The sequence below is a fragment of the Mesobacillus zeae genome (assembly GCF_003570705.1).
Lineage (GTDB): Bacteria > Bacillota > Bacilli > Bacillales > Cytobacillaceae > Mesobacillus_C > Mesobacillus_C zeae.
Genome location: NZ_QWVT01000021.1, coordinates 95,777 through 111,881 on the forward strand (window position 1 = coordinate 95,777; position 16,105 = coordinate 111,881).

At 44.1% G+C, this 16,105-nt stretch carries 15 protein-coding genes and 1 pseudogene; 4 read left to right on the forward strand and 12 right to left on the reverse strand.

Annotated elements, in window-relative coordinates; all coding sequences use genetic code 11:
* Window positions 1-13: 13 nt before the first annotated feature.
* Window positions 14-1,675 carry a M20/M25/M40 family metallo-hydrolase gene (locus tag D1970_RS13000; protein WP_119113305.1) on the forward strand — a complete coding sequence of 554 codons (1,662 nt, stop codon included), beginning with the start codon at window positions 14-16 and terminating at the stop codon, window positions 1,673-1,675.
* A 58-nt stretch (window positions 1,676-1,733) separates the two neighbouring features.
* Here the strand turns inward: D1970_RS13000 and D1970_RS13005 are convergent, their stop codons facing one another.
* Entirely contained in the window at window positions 1,734-2,885 is a 1,152-nt protein-coding gene (locus tag D1970_RS13005; protein WP_119113306.1) for an acyl-CoA dehydrogenase family protein, read from the reverse strand.
* 276 nt (window positions 2,886-3,161) lie between these two features.
* Between D1970_RS13005 and D1970_RS13010 the strand changes: the two genes are divergently transcribed.
* On the forward strand, window positions 3,162-4,817 hold the full coding sequence (locus tag D1970_RS13010) for a glutamine--tRNA ligase/YqeY domain fusion protein (RefSeq protein ID WP_119113307.1): 1,656 nt from the start codon (window positions 3,162-3,164) through the stop codon (window positions 4,815-4,817).
* Window positions 4,818-5,211: 394 nt separating this feature from the next.
* Here D1970_RS13010 and D1970_RS13015 read toward each other — a convergent pair whose 3' ends face one another.
* The 3 genes from D1970_RS13015 to D1970_RS13025 all read right to left on the reverse strand — a co-directional run bounded on the left by D1970_RS13015 (window position 5,212) and on the right by D1970_RS13025 (window position 7,495).
* Window positions 5,212-5,934 (reverse strand): amino acid ABC transporter ATP-binding protein, encoded by a 723-nt coding sequence (locus D1970_RS13015; RefSeq protein ID WP_119113308.1) that lies wholly within the window; start codon window positions 5,932-5,934, stop codon window positions 5,212-5,214.
* Window positions 5,931-6,587, reverse strand: coding sequence for an amino acid ABC transporter permease (locus D1970_RS13020; protein WP_119113309.1), 657 nt, complete (start codon window positions 6,585-6,587; stop codon window positions 5,931-5,933). The genes D1970_RS13015 and D1970_RS13020 overlap by 4 nt, the downstream gene beginning before the upstream one ends.
* Before the next feature lie 92 nt (window positions 6,588-6,679).
* A complete protein-coding gene (locus D1970_RS13025; RefSeq protein ID WP_259339669.1) occupies window positions 6,680-7,495 on the reverse strand; it encodes a basic amino acid ABC transporter substrate-binding protein in 816 nt (271 codons plus the stop codon).
* Between the two features lie 323 nt (window positions 7,496-7,818).
* Between D1970_RS13025 and D1970_RS13030 the strand changes: the two genes are divergently transcribed.
* A complete protein-coding gene (locus D1970_RS13030; protein WP_119113310.1) occupies window positions 7,819-9,483 on the forward strand; it encodes a PAS domain-containing sensor histidine kinase in 1,665 nt (554 codons plus the stop codon).
* A 63-nt stretch (window positions 9,484-9,546) separates the two neighbouring features.
* Here the strand turns inward: D1970_RS13030 and D1970_RS13035 are convergent, their stop codons facing one another.
* From D1970_RS13035 to D1970_RS13065, 8 genes and pseudogenes are all read right to left on the reverse strand, one after another.
* Window positions 9,547-10,335: a YfjC family protein gene (locus D1970_RS13035; protein ID WP_498071994.1), complete on the reverse strand. Its 789-nt coding sequence runs from the start codon at window positions 10,333-10,335 to the stop codon at window positions 9,547-9,549.
* A 220-nt stretch (window positions 10,336-10,555) separates the two neighbouring features.
* Entirely contained in the window at window positions 10,556-11,050 is a 495-nt protein-coding gene (locus D1970_RS13040; protein WP_181213340.1) for a flavodoxin domain-containing protein, read from the reverse strand.
* 187 nt (window positions 11,051-11,237) lie between these two features.
* Window positions 11,238-11,468 (reverse strand): excisionase family DNA-binding protein, encoded by a 231-nt coding sequence (locus D1970_RS13045; protein ID WP_119113313.1) that lies wholly within the window; start codon window positions 11,466-11,468, stop codon window positions 11,238-11,240.
* Window positions 11,469-11,535: 67 nt separating this feature from the next.
* Window positions 11,536-11,950 (reverse strand): annotated as a pseudogene (locus D1970_RS13050) (oxidoreductase); the annotation flags it as partial.
* Complete coding sequence (locus D1970_RS23425) at window positions 11,923-12,120, reverse strand: oxidoreductase (RefSeq protein ID WP_374978554.1); 198 nt, start codon at window positions 12,118-12,120, stop codon at window positions 11,923-11,925. The gene D1970_RS23425 and the pseudogene D1970_RS13050, both read right to left, overlap by 28 nt.
* A gap of 32 nt (window positions 12,121-12,152) precedes the next feature.
* Window positions 12,153-12,446 (reverse strand): putative quinol monooxygenase, encoded by a 294-nt coding sequence (locus D1970_RS13055; RefSeq protein WP_181213341.1) that lies wholly within the window; start codon window positions 12,444-12,446, stop codon window positions 12,153-12,155.
* A 464-nt stretch (window positions 12,447-12,910) separates the two neighbouring features.
* On the reverse strand, window positions 12,911-14,308 hold the full coding sequence (locus D1970_RS13060; RefSeq protein WP_119113315.1) for an amino acid permease: 1,398 nt from the start codon (window positions 14,306-14,308) through the stop codon (window positions 12,911-12,913).
* A 396-nt stretch (window positions 14,309-14,704) separates the two neighbouring features.
* On the reverse strand, window positions 14,705-15,274 hold the full coding sequence (locus tag D1970_RS13065) for a DUF1836 domain-containing protein (protein ID WP_119113316.1): 570 nt from the start codon (window positions 15,272-15,274) through the stop codon (window positions 14,705-14,707).
* Between the two features lie 136 nt (window positions 15,275-15,410).
* Between D1970_RS13065 and trhA the strand changes: the two genes are divergently transcribed.
* Window positions 15,411-16,058 (forward strand): PAQR family membrane homeostasis protein TrhA, encoded by a 648-nt coding sequence (gene trhA / locus D1970_RS13070; RefSeq protein ID WP_119113317.1) that lies wholly within the window; start codon window positions 15,411-15,413, stop codon window positions 16,056-16,058.
* Window positions 16,059-16,105 lie beyond the last annotated feature (47 nt).

The window sequence follows — 16,105 nt, forward strand, 5'->3', positions numbered from 1 at the left end:
GGGGGATAGAAATATGCTCGACTGCCGGGATGAAGTCCTTTTTTACACAAAGCAGCTTGTACAGATTGAAAGCATTGTCAACACCCTTGGTGAAAAGGAAATTGCACATGTCCTATATTCAATGATTTCGTCCTTTCCGTATTATAAACAAAATCCTTTGCACCTGATCAAGTCGCCAACGATTGATGATAAGCTTGACAGATATAATGTTTTAGCATTTGTGAAAGGAACAAAAAAAAGCACCAGCCGCGATACAGTGATCCTCATCGGCCATATCGATACCGTCGGGATAGACGATTTCACCCAGTTATCAGACTTGGCCTGCAATCCAGATGAACTTCTTCTCGCACTAAAAAGTGAAGCTCTACCTGATGCGGTCCGTGCCCATGCGGATTCCGGCGAGTGGATGTTCGGCCGGGGAACGCTTGATATGAAAAGCGGAGTTGCAAGCAATCTTTTTCTATTAAGGTATTATTCCGACCATCCTGAAGAATTGGAAGGCAATCTAGTTTTTCTGGCGGAATGTGATAAAGAGGACAGCTCAAACGGGATATTGTCAGCATTGAAAGATTTGAAGCTTTGGAGAGAACAGCACGGTTTCGATTACATTGCTGCCATCAATTCCGATTTTGCAGCTCCCCGCCATGAAGGGGATGAAAACCGCTATATATACAAAGGGACAGTCGGGAAACTGCTCCCTTCCTTTTTTATCACCGGGGCTGAAACCCATGTTGGATCCTGCTTTGAAGGCTTTGACCCTAACCTTGTTGCAGCGGAACTGACAAGGCAAATCGATTATAATCCCGATCTGTGCAACGAGGCACTCGGCGAGGTAACGCTCCCTCCGGTATCATTAAAGCAGACAGACATGAAGCCGTTATATACGGTACAGACGGCTTTAGCCGCGTATGTTTATTATAATTTTTTCATCCATTCCTGGACTCCTTCCGATGTGCTGGAAAAGCTTAGGGGCCAGGCGGAACTCGCTTTCCAGAATGCAATTAATCTCTATACGGACCGCTACCGCCGCTTTTGCATTCTGAGCGGTGAAGCAGCACGCAACATCCCGTGGCAGAGCAGGGTCATGACATTTGCTGAAATGGAAAGAGTGCTTTTGGCAGCAAACGGAGATGAATATAAAGATAGTATAGAGAGTTTCAAAGAACAGCTTCTCCATGACGAAAGCCTTGACGTCAGGATGTTTTGCGCAAAAGTTGTGGAGGAAGCCTGGAAGTGGATGCCGGACAAAAGCCCGGCGATTATTCTATTTTATTCTTCTTTATATTCGCCAAGAGTGGAGATTGAGGGTAAAAACGCCAAGGAAAAGAAACTGATATCAGCACTTGACCAGGCGGTTGCTGATATCCAGCCTTCATACAGTAAACCAATAAAGGTCAGGGATTTCTTCCCCTATATCTCTGATATGAGCTTCATTGCAATAAGCGATGATGAAGAGTCTCTTGAAGCTGCAGCGAAGAACAACCCGGCGTGGGGATCGAAATTATTCGTGGATTACCAAGATAAACGCGACCTCAATGTACCGGTAGTCAACATCGGGCCATATGGCCTTGACGCCCATAAAAGATACGAGCGGATGGAAATGCGTTATTCGTTGGAAATGGTCCCTAATCTAGCAAATTTGGTATTGAAGTACGTTTTGGAAAAGCAGGGATGACCCATAATTAAGGCCGGAATAGCATACATGCTGTCCCGGCCTATGCTTTTCGCTATTGTCATGTTCTTGAATCTGCCTGCTTTGCCAACAGTTCAATTGTACTATCATCCATTGGCGGGTTATGCAGCCCCGCTCTTACATCCCGATAATATTTCTGTAGCGGGTTTTTGCCCGACAGGCTTCTTGCTCCAACGACTCTCATCGCCGAATCTACCACCTTGATCGCTCCATTGGTCACAGCCATTTTGGCTGCACCCAGCTCAGGAGCCATCTGCGCTCTTTCCTTTTCTGCCGATGTGTCCCATTTTTTCGCTACCGAATATAGGAAATGCCGCGCCCTCATTAGCTCAAACTCCATCTCGCCTATTTTCTGGCGCACAGCGGGAAGTTCGATAATAGATCCCTTGATGCTGTTCGGGCTGTATTCTTTGGCAAACCTTACAGCATAATCGCATGCTGCGGCGGCTATCCCCAGATAACACGCAGGGATATGAAGGAGCCAGCCGTTCGCTCCTTTTTTACCAGGAGTGAAGACCTCGACAAAGCAGTCATCCGCTACCATGACGTTTTCCAGTACCAAATCATGGCTCCCTGTCTCGCTCATGGCGATACTATCCCATGTTTCTTCGATCCTCAGCCCTTCGGATTTTCGCGGAATCAGGAAGTTACCCGTTTCCCCACATGGTTCTGCGGCTGCGCTGACAATGAAATAATCAAGAACGGGTGCCATCGTAGTAAAAGTCTTCCTTCCATTGACCACCCAGTGATTCCCTGTCTTGACAGCGGTTGTTTGCGGCAACCCTCCCCTTGTCGGGCTGCCTGTACCTGGTTCAGTCGCCGCACCATTTATCAGTGCGCCATTTTTTGCTTCATAACATATTTTTTCAAACAACTCTTCGTCCCACAGCTTTTTTTCGCCAAGGTTCTTGAGTATCCCGAGATGCCAGCCGATTGACAATGCCGTCGATCCGTCTCCTTCAGCAAGCCGCTCCTGAAGCCTTACCATTTCATAGAGGGAAATATCCTCGCCTCCAAACCTTACCGGAACAGTCAATGATGTATAGCCTGATTCCTTCAGGTCCGATATATTATCAAACGGAAACTGGCCCGCTGCCTCGGGATGATATGCAGCACGGCTTCTGAAGTTAACGGCAAGCTCTGACATCAGATTTAATTTTTCCTCAAGTGTTTTCAAATCCTGGAACTTCATGTAATTACACTCCTTGTCACGGCATGCAGGCAACTCCGGCATGTTCTTATTTACTCAAAGCGAATGAAAAAAAACATTCATCAAGCAATACCCTTTTTTCTTATCTGCTAACTATTATATCAACAATTCACGGACGGGCGTCAAAAGCCTCTGAAATCACAAAGTGTTTTCTTGTTTTTCTCTTCATTTCTTATTAGTATATAGAGCATTGGAAATGTATAATAGATATAATTAATTAGACTTAATACATAAAAACGTGATGAAAGGCTGATACATGTGGAAGAGAATTCAAATTTCATAAAAACGATCATGAAAGAGGATCTTGAATCAGGTAAGCATAAGGACATCGTGACAAGGTTCCCTCCTGAACCAAACGGCTATCTCCATATCGGCCATGCTAAGTCCATTGTCATCAATTTTGGGCTGGCTGATGAATTCGGCGGAAAAACCAATCTGCGTTTCGATGACACCAATCCATTGAAAGAGGATCAGGAATACGTCGACAGCATTAAAGAGGATGTACAATGGCTCGGGTATGAGTGGGACAATCTGCTATTTGCCTCAAATTATTTTGATGAAATGTACAAAAAAGCAATCCTGCTGATCAAAAAGAACCTGGCTTATGTCGATGATTTGTCTGCAGACGAAATACGCGAATACCGCGGAACACTGAGCGAGCCAGGAAAAGAAAGCCCATACCGCGGCCGTTCTGCTGAGGAAAACCTTGATTTGTTTGAGCGTATGCACGCTGGTGAATTCAAAAATGGAGAGAAAGTCCTTCGTGCGAAAATCGATATGGCTTCTCCCAATATCAATCTCCGCGACCCGGTGATTTACCGGATTTCCCATGCGACACACCATAACACTGGCGACAAATGGTGCATCTATCCAATGTACGCTTTTGCCCACCCGCTTGAGGATGCAATCGAGGGTGTTACCCATTCCTTGTGCACCACTGAGTTTGAAGACCAGCGTCCGCTTTATGACTGGGTTATTGAAAAGTGTGAAATGGAATCTACGCCGCAGCAAATTGAGTTTGGCCGCCTGAACCTGACCAATACGGTTATGAGTAAGCGGAAGCTCAAACAGCTTGTTGAGGAAGGCTTTGTTGATGGATGGGACGATCCGCGCCTGCCGACTGTTTCAGGCCTGCGAAGAAAAGGCTATACACCCGAATCCATCCGCGAATTCGTCATGGCTGCTGGGGTTTCAAAAGGATTTTCGACTGTCGACGAGCAGATGCTTGAGCATTATGTACGCGAAGACCTGAAGCTGAAATCTCCTCGGACAATGGGTGTCCTTCGTCCGCTTAAAGTAGTCATTACCAACTATCCAGAAGGTGAAGTGGAATACCTAGATGCGGAGATCAATCCTGAGAATCCGGAAATGGGCATGCGGAAAATTCCGTTCTCCCATGAAATTTATGTGGAGCAGGACGATTTCATGGAAAACCCTCCCAAAAAGTATTTCCGTCTCTTCCCTGGAAATGAGGTAAGGCTGAAGCATGCGTACTTCATTAAATGCAATGAGGTCATCAAGGATGAAGCTGGAAATGTTGTCGAGCTTCACTGCACATACGATCCGGAAACGAAGAGCGGCTCAGGCTTTACCGGCCGCAAAGTAAAAGGGACACTCCATTGGGTGGAGGCCTCTAACGCCATTCCTGCTGAGTTCCGTCTATATGAGCCTCTGATCCGCGATGAAGATCTTAAAGAAAACGAAAGTGAAGACAGAACCTTCCTGGATTTTGTGAACAAGAACTCACTTGAAATTCAAAATGGCTTTATCGAGCCGAATATGGAAGAGGCAAAGCCGCAGGATAAATTCCAGTTCTTCCGCCACGGCTACTTCAATGTAGATCCAAAACATTCAACAGAAGGAAAACCTGTATTCAACAGAATTGTTTCCCTTAAAAGCTCGTTTAAACTATAAAAGCGGAAGCGCCCGGTTAGTGACGTATGGACTGGAGCTCACCGGCACGAGATAAAGGAAACACGAAGAGCGTAGCGATTCGATGTTGACTTATCGTAGAGAGGTGGGCGAAGTCCACTAGGCGCTGGGCGATGCAGCTGGATAATAATAAAAGCGGAAGCGCCCGGTTAGACGTATGGACTGGAGCCATCCGACTGAGATAAGGCGAATCTTCAATCAACGGATGGTTTTTGCCGCTGATTGTTAGATGAGCCGATCGGGCTTTTATGGGCAGTTGGGAACCTACTGCCCGTTAATGCGCGATAAAGGAAACACGAAGAGCGTAGCGATTCAAAGAAAGGGTGCCTGACCCCCAGCGCTTTAAAGCGCTGGGGGTCAGGCACCCTTTAGTATGTTAAAGGACTTTGCTGAGGAACGCTTGCGTCCTGTCTTGTCTTGGGTTTGAGAATAATTCGATAGGCGCGTTTTCCTCGACGATATAGCCGCCATCCATGAAAATGACCCGATCTCCCACTTCCCGGGCAAATCCCATTTCATGCGTGACCACTACCATTGTCATACCTTCGAGCGCCAGTTGCTTCATTACTTCTAATACTTCCCCGACAACTTCAGGGTCAAGCGCTGAAGTTGGTTCATCAAAAAGCATGATTTTCGGTTCCATTGCCAGCGCCCGAGCAATCGCTACCCTTTGCTTCTGTCCGCCTGACAGCGAGTTCGGATACGCATCCGCTTTTTCCTGAAGACCTACCTTCCCAAGTAGATACATTCCTTTTTCGCGGGCTGCCTTTTCCGAAACCTTCCTTACCTTTCTTGGTGCCATCATGATATTTTCAATGACCGTCTTATGAGGGAAAAGGTTGAACTGCTGGAATACCATCCCTACCTCTGCCCTCATTTTATTAATATCATTTTTCTTATCCGTAATATCCTTGCCCTCGATATAGACATGTCCGCCGCAGATTGTTTCAAGAAGATTGATGCACCGGAGCAGCGTTGACTTGCCGGAGCCGGATGGGCCGATCACCACCACAACCTCCTGCGGCTTAATTTCCAGATTGATGTCCTTCAAAACCTCATTGGCGCCAAAAGATTTTTTCAACCCCTGGATTTTAATCATGCTGTTTCCAGCCTCCTCTCAAGCCGCGTAAGCAAGTAGCTTAAAGACATAGTCAGCAACAGATAGATCAATGCTGCAGACAAATATGGCTCCCACACCTTGTAGTATTGGCCATTCATTGCCCTTGCCCAGTACATGATTTCCGGGGCAGTTACAATAGAGGCTAACGATGACTCCTTCAACAGGACAATGAATTCATTCCCGAGAGGAGGAATCATCCTCGTGAATGCCTGTGGCAGAATGACATGCCTCATCGCCTGCGCATTGCTCATTCCAAGGGATCGGGCTGCTTCCATCTGCCCATTTTCGAGCGACTGTATACCAGCCCGAAAAATTTCAGCTATATAGGCAGCTGCATTCAGAGACAATGCAATAATGGCAGCGGCAAATCCATTCGTTTCTCCATTAAAAAGCGGGACAACACCGAAGTGGATCAAGAGAATTTGTACGAACAATGGTGTTCCCCGAAAAAAAGTGACATACAGGTGAAAAGGTGACGCCAGCCATTTATTTTTCACCATCTTTCCAAGTCCAATCGCTAATCCAAGCAACGTGCCAATCAATATTCCCGAAAGAGAAAGGCCGATTGTCACAAGTGTACCCTTCAGCAGAAAAGGAGCGTATTCTACAATAATATTGAAGTTAAAGCCCATCCGTTCGACCCCCTGTAATAAGACAAATGGTTGTAATCCTGGAAAAAAGGCGCGCAATCCAGAAAAGCAAGTTACGCGCTTTTCTAAGAGAGCTACTTTTTGTTTTGCTGCGATTTTAACTTTTCCAGGTCGGGCTCCGTTCCGAACCTCTCTTTATAGATTTTGCTGTAAGTGCCGTTTTCAATGATTTTGTTGAGAGCTTTGTCAAAATCCGCCTTGATCGCACTTCCTTTCGGGAACATCATGCCGTAAAACTCTGAAGCAAACGTATCGTCCCTAATCACCTTCAGTTTTTTATCAGGGTTATTTTTGGCATACTCTTCAATCACTGCATTGTCTGCAACGACTGCATCTGCACCGCCTTTAATCAATTCCATGATGGCAAGATTATTATTTTCAAACTTTTTGATGTTGCTGCTGTTTTTACCAATCAGCGCATCCATGGCAGCCTGGCCGGTTGTTCCATTTTGGACGGCGACAATCTTATCCTTCAAGTCATTGGCACCTTTGATTTCACTAGTTTCCGGGATTAATATTTTATTAGTGGAAAGAAAGTATGGAATGGAAAAATCATATGATTTTTTGCGGTCATCATTGATAGTAATGGAAGAAATAGCAATATCCGCCCGTTTCTTTTCAATTTCTACGAAGATTGGGTCCCAGCCCACATGATTGAATTCAACCGTATAGCCCGCTTCCTTTGCTGCGGCTGTCAGCACGTCAATGTCAAAGCCAACAATTTTATCCTTGTCCATATATTCAAATGGTGCATAGGCCGCATCCGTCACTACCCTTAAAGCTTTTTTCCCTCCAGCCTCATTGCTCTTCACTTCTTCCCCGCCGCACCCTGCAAGAATCATGCTTAAAGCTAATAACAGCCCGAGCATGAAAATTGGAACCTTTTTCACTTCGTTGCCCCCTTGTCTACTTTCTTACTAATATTATAAAAGGACAATCTTTAAAATATTCTCTCTATTAAATAAAAATTTATCATGCTTAACTTGTTTGGAAACCTCAGCCTAACCAATTTCGAGCTAGGGAACTGGAAGATATTAAATTATTTTTTCAATTTTTACATAAAGATACCATAATTAACCGCTTGATTTATGCTAGTATATTATATGATGTCTTCATTTTTAACATCCTTAACTTAGTTACCCACAAAGGTTTATTCATTTAAATAAAGCAGGGGCAAATTCCCCTGCCAAAAGAACGGGAGTTTACGGGGTTCATGAAGAAAAAGCCTATCTTTATTTTTATTGGCGTAAGCCTCCTCTGGATTATCGGAAGCAACTATCTTCTTGAGAATTTTGTCCCTCCCCGATATGTCCATTTAACTAGTCATATGAAGGAAGCTTTTTACGTTTTCATTGCAGGCTGGTTCTTTTACTTTTCACTCATGAAAAAAGAACAGCTGCACGCTTCCAGGGAAGACGAGAAGCGGCTCGCAACACTCATTAACTCTATGGTCGACTTTGTTAATTTCAAGGACGGGGATGGCCGCTGGATCGAAGCAAACCAATCCGGACTGAGACTGTTTCAGCTTGAAAATGTCGACTATCGCGGAAAAAAAGATTCTGAGCTTGCCGAGTACACTGATTTTTACGGAGATGCTTTGAGGTCGTGCGAAAGAACCGATGAAGAAGCCTGGAGAAAAGGCACTGTCACACAGGTAGAGGAGATCATCCCTATGCCGGATGGATCATCGAGAACATTTGATACTGTCAAAGTCCCACTCTTTAACGACGACGGCAGCCGGGAAGGACTCGTCATTATTGAAAGAGATATAACAGAACGCAAAGAAATGGACAAGCTGCTCAAGGCAAACCAGCAACGGTACAAGTCCTTATTTGACTACAATCCTGAGCTTGTATACATGATTGACCTTAAAGGCTATATTACCAAACTGAACCCCCAATTTGAGTCAGTGACCGGTTTTACAGCCGAAAAAACAATCGGAAAGCATGTAACCCAGCTTGTCAATGGACAGAGCCAGAAAGACATACTAAAAGCCCTATCTTCTGTTGTGAATGAATGCAAGCCCAATATTTCTGAAATTCATGTCTTCGGTAAAAATAGAAATCCCCTGTTGCTATACTGCACTTCAGTTCCAATCATCGTCAACGGTGAGATTGAGGGAATTATCGGCTACGGGAAGAACATAACCGACATAAGACAGACTGAAGAAAGGCTCCGCCGTACTGAAAAGCTATCGGTCGTTGGAGAATTATCAGCAAGCGTTGCCCATGAAATCAGAAATCCACTCACCTCTCTGAAAGGCTTTGTCCAGCTGCTCAGAATGGAGGATAAAAGGCACCAAAAATACTACAGCATCATGCTTGACGAACTTGACCGGATCAATCATATTGTCGGCGAACTGCTCATGCTGGCAAAGCCACAGAAAATCCAGCATAAAGAAGCTGATATCCAGACCATTCTCTCGGATGTCACTTCCCTGCTGAACACGGAGGCAACCCTGCATGACGTACAGCTCAACTTTACTTTTCTCCAGAAAAAACTGCTTATCCAGTGCGAGCCAAACCAATTGAAACAGCTTTTTATCAATCTAATTAAAAATGCTATTGAAGCCTCGCCAAAGGGCGGTACCGTCAAGGTTTACATTTGTGATTCAGGAAGCGGGAAAATTATGATCACCGTTAAAGATAATGGCTGCGGCATCTCAAAGGAAATGCTTGAACGAATTGGAGAGCCTTTCTATTCTTCAAAGGAAAAGGGAACGGGTCTGGGGCTCACCGTCAGCTTCAAAATTGTTCAATCCCACAACGGAACCATTCGTTTCTCAAGCAATGCCGGTGACGGCACCGAGGTAGTAGTGGAACTTCCTAAGCACAGCGAGGCTATGGCCAAACAAGGAAACATACTGCAGGAAGCATAATAATGCGCCCCCTCTTTTTCGAGGGAGCGCATCTATTTTATTTACGGTATAATGTACCTGGTTTTATATAGAGGTAAGTATTCCACTGCCAGAAACAATTCTCTGTAGCACTTCCTTGTTTGCGGCCCGAAGCGTAAACTTATTTTTTACACTGCCGGTGATAAACCAGTGGCGGAGCTTTCCTGGGATGACAAAAATTAAATCACTTACATTCGGCTGATTGGATTTATCATATTGAAATTGGACGATGCTGTCCATCATTCCCCTTCGTGATAACAAATCTTTCATAAACTCGTTAACCAGCCCATTCTCCAAATCCAATTTTGCCATTGCTCCTTCAAGCAAGGCTGAATTCTCGCTAACTCCTTTTAACAGCTCTTCAAAATCCTCGTTTTCCAAAACAAATAGCTCCTCGCACGCAGAAGGAATGCTTTCCAGACCGAAAAAAGCACTTAGCTCTTCCGAAATCTGCTCAACTGAATTTAATTTTGTAATTTGGTGTACTTGCTCATCATGGATTGTGCAGTAACTGTAAATATCATGTTCAGTAACAAGAAAAGAATGGGTACGCTGCAAATTTTCGTCACTTTCAAATTTGGATGCATTCAGTGAATAGCGTGAATTTGCCAAAGCCTTAATAAATGGGGCATAGTCCTTCTTCAATTTGTAGCTATGCTCGCTATATTCCAACATCTCTTTTGCCAATAGAGAGCGGCATGAAACCTGAAATGCAAAGTCCTGCTGTTCATCAGTCATTTCAGGGAAATAATTCTGTTTCAGTCCAAGCCCCTGCTCAAATAACCCCTCGCTATAAAAACAAAACATCAGCTCTTCAATGCTTAATTTAACCATGTCCAACAATTCCACCCCTAAAATAATTTGTCAGCTTCATTATATATTCTTTAGGATTTATACTGTTAGCGAATCCTAATATATGAAAATACTACCATAAAGCACAAACGAAACACATGGTTCAATAGTCGCAAAATACTTTATATAATAGGAAAAACCGCCAGACAAAGATGTCCATGCGGCTTAGTTCAGTCTTTATATTTATAACCCTTCTGGGGGTTCAAGCGGTATTCATCCTGTTTGCGAACGTGCTGATCTTTTCATTGGATACCGTGCTCGTATCCTCTGCTGGAATCTTATCTCCATCTCTTGCAATCATCTTAATAACGAATTTGTCAAATAGGTTCATCTCGCTAACAGTTAATTCTCCGCCAAAAAACTCGCTGATGATGGCATGCTCGAGCAATAGTTCAGGAAAAGAGTGCTTCAATTCATTTTCGGCTTCATCCCCATTTTCCATACAGCAAATAAACAGGCCAACTTTTTTCTGCAGAAGTTCATCAAGGTGCTTCTCGCAAAATCTCGTAACTTCTTTCTGGATTTTCCCCGCATAGATCGAGCCGCTGATAATGACCTTGTCATATTGAGACAAATCAACCTTCTTTTCCTTTTTGACATTGAGGAGATCCGTCCTGTCTTCCATCTTTCCCCATAAAATCCCTGCACATTTTTTTGTGCATCCATACTTGCTGGCATAAGCAATCAGCGTTGCCATTTTCATTCCCTCCCCTTTTTTCTATCCGGAGCCGGCTGAAAATCTTGCTGATTTTCCTTCTAATTATAGTTTACGCCCCTACGCTTCATTATTCAATGGGCATAACATTCTCTTATTAGCAACTGTTTGCAAAGGTTTTAAAATCAAAAAGCATGCTCCTAAAAACGGGAGCATGCTTGCTATTCTGTCAATCTTCATCTTTTATATCAATGTCTTCCGGAATCGGTTCACTCAGAATTTCCTCTACCATTGTCCTGTATTTTTCCATTTGCTTTAGATGGGTGTTGAATTGTTCCTTATAGATGAGATACTGTTCCCCGTCATGAATGGCGCGGATGCGGCCCTGCAGAATCAGGTTCTCAATATAAGTCTCGGTTGCGGACAGAAATTCAGCTGTTTCTTTTATTGTTAAATACACTATTGATCATCCTCATAACTGGGTTTTTCTTTATTTTACCCGATTGAACCAACTTTGGACAGAGGACTTATACTCCCGGGAACCAGCCTTTGATATTTAGTATGGTCTGCCAGAGCGGATCAGGAATAACGAGGCGATGCTGCCCATTTTTATCAAGAGTCGTTTCAATCTCATTCTCCCGCCCAGTCTCAATTTTCTCGACAAAGTCAGGGTCGATGATCAATCACGCGCCAATGCAATAAGCGGGATGCCTGTCGAAATAGCCTTAGCGGCATCGTCTGCACTGTAAATCGAACCCACTCCAAATAAGAGGAACACGGTCTCTTGTAAGCTCCTGGATAATCTGTATCCGCGCATGCCTATCCTCGATACCCCTTTTTTGGCTTCGACCAAAAGTCCATAAGGGACACGTGCAGGTAATCCAGATTCTTATCCGCAAGTACATCGACAAACTTTAACGTATCAGCCATCGTAATTCCGGGATTTTAACGCCGCTCAATCGGCGGATATAATAGCTGATTTCTTTATCTGAAACAGTCCCGTCGTCATGTGACAAAAAGTTGGTCATTGGCGCCATAACAATCCGGTTTTTTAATTCTATCCCATTTGAAAATTGAAATGGCTGAAATAGGTCGCTGTATTTTGGATTCATTGCTGTTGACCTCCCTGCTTTTTTCTATTACTCTATAGCTTTTGGCTCACTTCATATCTTTTAATAACAGGTTTCCTGGAGAGCATTTCACACGATTCCTCGATAAATGCTTTGAAATGTGGAGCTTCCTCATGGTGTTTGATCGAACGCAAATCCTTCCACTCTTCAAGAATGACAAATTGTGCAGGATTGTCAGTATCCTCATACAGCTGATAGCTGATGTTTCCCTCCTCAGCTTTAGATCCCTGCATCACCATACGTGCCAGCTGCAGAAAGTCGCTTCGGAATTCCTCTTTCACATCAATGTGTGCATGAATGATTACCATTATGGCCTTCCTCCTCTTTAAAGTCCGCATAAACAAACTGAACACTCGTTCACCCGGTCTCCTATTAACAGCTTAAAGTCAATTTCCGGAAATTTCAATTTTGATGCTCTAATGAAGAAATGCGAAATCGCCCGTTAAGCGCCGTATGGACTGGAGTCATCCGACTGAGATAAGGCGAATCTTCAATCAGCGGATGGGTTTTGCCGCTGATTGTTAGATGAGCCGATCGGGCTTTTACGGGCAGTTGGGAACCTACTGCCCGTTGATGCGCGATAAAGGAAACACGAAAAACGTAGCGATTCGATGTTGACTTATAACGCTAAAAGCGCGCACGTCCTGTGCGCAACGCCTTACTCGCACATCCTGTGCTTCGTCGTAGGGAAATGGGAGACGTCCACTAGGCGCTGGCCATCGAAACTGGAAATAAAATAAGGCCCCCTTTTTGTAAAAGGGAGCCTTTAAAACTATACTGCTTTTTCATCGTCAGCCTGGTCTGGATAACGCTTGTGGAATCCTTTGGCATAATAGACAGCTGTCAGGATGCCAATCCAGAGTGGACCTACGATGACTGCAATTCTTGTATTCTCGCTAATTGCCATTAGTACGATAACCAGCGCTAAAAACGCAAGCGATACGTATGAAGAAAGAGGATAAAGGGGCATTTTGTATTTTAACTGCCTCACTTTTTCCTTATCAAGGCTTTTACGGAACCGGAGCTGGGAGAGCAGAATGATACCCCATGTCCAGATGGCGCCAAAAGTCGCGATGCTTGTTACCCATGCAAACGCCTTAGCCGGAACAACATAATTAAGGACAACCCCTGCAAGCAAGGCTCCTGCCGAAGCAAGTACTGCCATGCCTGGGACGCCTCCTTTTGTAACTTTTCCAAAAGGCTTAGGAGCTTCACCATGCTGAGCCAGGTTGAACAGCATTCTTCCTGTGCTGAAAATCCCACTGTTGCAGGCTGACAGTGCAGCTGTTAAGACAACAAAGTTGATGATTCCAGCTGCAGCTGGCACACCAAGCTGCTTGAAGGTAAGAACAAACGGGCTTCCTTTTGTCCCAATCTCCTCCCATGGATAGATCGCCATGATGACAAACAAAGAGCCGATGTAAAAGATCATAATTCTCCAGAAAACAGTATCTATCGCTTTTGCGAGGTTTTTTTCAGGATTCTTTACTTCTCCCGCTGTTACACCAATCATTTCTACACCAAGGTAGGCAAACATAACCATTTGCAAGGATAACAGGACACCCTTTATGCCATTCGGGAAAAAACCGCCATTGTTCCAAAGATTTTCAATTCCTGTAGCAACTCCGCCGTTGCCTATACCAAACAGGATCATGCCAAATCCGCAGATAATCATTGCGACAATTACGACAATTTTAATCATTGCAAACCAAAATTCGAGCTCTCCATATGCTTTGACAGCAAGGAAATTGACAGTCGTCATGATGATAAGCGCAGCCAGGGCCCATATCCACCGCGGAATATCCGGAAACCAGAATTCCATGTATATACCGACAGCGGTAATTTCAGCCATGCAGGTAACAACCCATAAAAACCAGTAGTTCCATCCGGTAATATATCCAGCAAGAGGTCCAAGGTAATCACGGGCGTATTTACTGAACGAGCCTGCTACCGGCTTATGAATCGCCATTTCTCCAAGCGCTCTCATGATAAAGAAGATAATGAGGCCGCTGAATGCATACGCAAGCATAATGCCCGGTCCTGCCATCTTGATTGCTTCCCCTGCCCCAAGGAAAAGGCCGACACCGATTGCTGCCCCAAGGGACATTAAGGTAATATGCCTTTCTTCCAGCCCGCGCTGAAGCTGGTTTTCACCGTTGTCTGTTTTCATGGTATATCTCCTCCTGTCGAACCATTTTAGAACAAAATATTAATTAAATTTTCTTGAAATTATGCGAACAGCTTCTTGCTGCGCGCTCAGTCGAATGTAATATTCTGCTGAACAGTAGATTCCTAGCCATATTTTTCATGCTGAAAAATGAACACAAATAACATTGTACCACTTTTATCGGTATTTCAAAATAAGAAAATTTTCACAAATTGTTATCTTTAAATATGAAAAAGAAGACTCCCTGCCTATTTACCTGAACGAAAAAAGGCCAGGCTGGAGGGCTTGGCCTTTCTGCTGCAGAATGTTAGCTTCAGCCCCCTCCCGAATGCATATTTTTTCAAGGATGGACTTTCGGGATGCTCTTTACGCTTTGTTCAGCAGGTACTTACAGTCTGTTTATTCGTTCGTGCTTCCTGATATTTCATCAACTAGTTTTTCAGCTGCCCGTCTGTACAGACTGCTCATATTGGCCAGGCTTAGAATAAGCAGCAACTTTTCCAGGTAAGGATCTTCTTCGGAGGCAGCTTTGCTGCTGGCTTCCTCGGCGCGTTCTTGTAAGCCTTTTTTAAATGCTTGAGATCCGGCTTCCTGGAGGCTAAGGACATCTTCGTAATAACTGCCAAGATCAAAGTTTCCCTGGATCAGTTTCTCATTTAAAGTCTCCAGCGCAGCCTTTATATCATTGATTGATAGGGCACCTTTTAGCTGGTAGATTAAACTAATCAAAATAACATGCTCTTTGGAATACTTTTTGTTTTTAATTGGGAAAAACAGCTTTCCTTTTGCATAGTTATTGATCATTGTTTTAGTCAGAAGCTTGTCCTTTTCATTTCGCCTTGTGTCTTTAAAATTATTTTCAAACAGCTGGATGACCTGATCCATATAAAGGTCGATTTCTGGAATGTCGCCGAGCTTGATTTGGCTTTTAGGATCAAGCGCATCAATCAATTTTTCAATCTCAATCATTTCTGGCCTCATTTCATACTTGGTAGTCATTATTATACCTTGAATTTTATCCAAGGTAAACATTGACCACATGATAAGTTACGTATATACTATTAAGTAGTTATCAAAACCACATGACGTTGAGGGAGTGTTTTATATGAATCAATTTATCCGGGAACCCATCAATGGCTTCACACATTTGGCTGGAGCGGTATTATCATTTGCCGGCCTTCTGATGATGGTCGCCAAAGCAGCTTCGTCTTCTGCTTCACCAATGACAATGGCAGCTGTTGTGATTTTCGGCTTGAGTCTGATGCTGCTTTACAGCGCTTCGGCTACCTACCATATGGCTGTAGCAAGGGATAGGGTCATCGGATTTTTGCGGAGGCTTGACCATTCGATGATTTTTATTCTGATAGCAGGCACATACGCTCCATATTGCCTTGTCAGTCTTGAGGGTAAAGCAGGCTGGATTATGTTCTCCATCATTCTTGGGGTTGCTGCTGCTGGTGTTATTTTCAAAATGGTCTGGTTCAAATCGCCAAGATGGCTATCGACCGCTCTTTATATAGGAATGGGCTGGATGATCGTTTTTGCCGCCTCACCGCTAGCGGGAAGCCTGTCTACAACCGGGATGGCGCTGCTTGTTACTGGAGGAATACTCTATACAATCGGTGGGATCATTTATGGAATTAAACCGCGGTTTATGAAATCAAAGTATATGGGCTACCATGAAATCTTCCATATTTTCATTCTCCTCGGCAGCCTGTCTCACTTCCTTAGCGTCTACCTATATGTTCTTTAACGCAGTAAACATATGAAGGGTGCCTGACCCCCAGCGCTTTAAAGCGC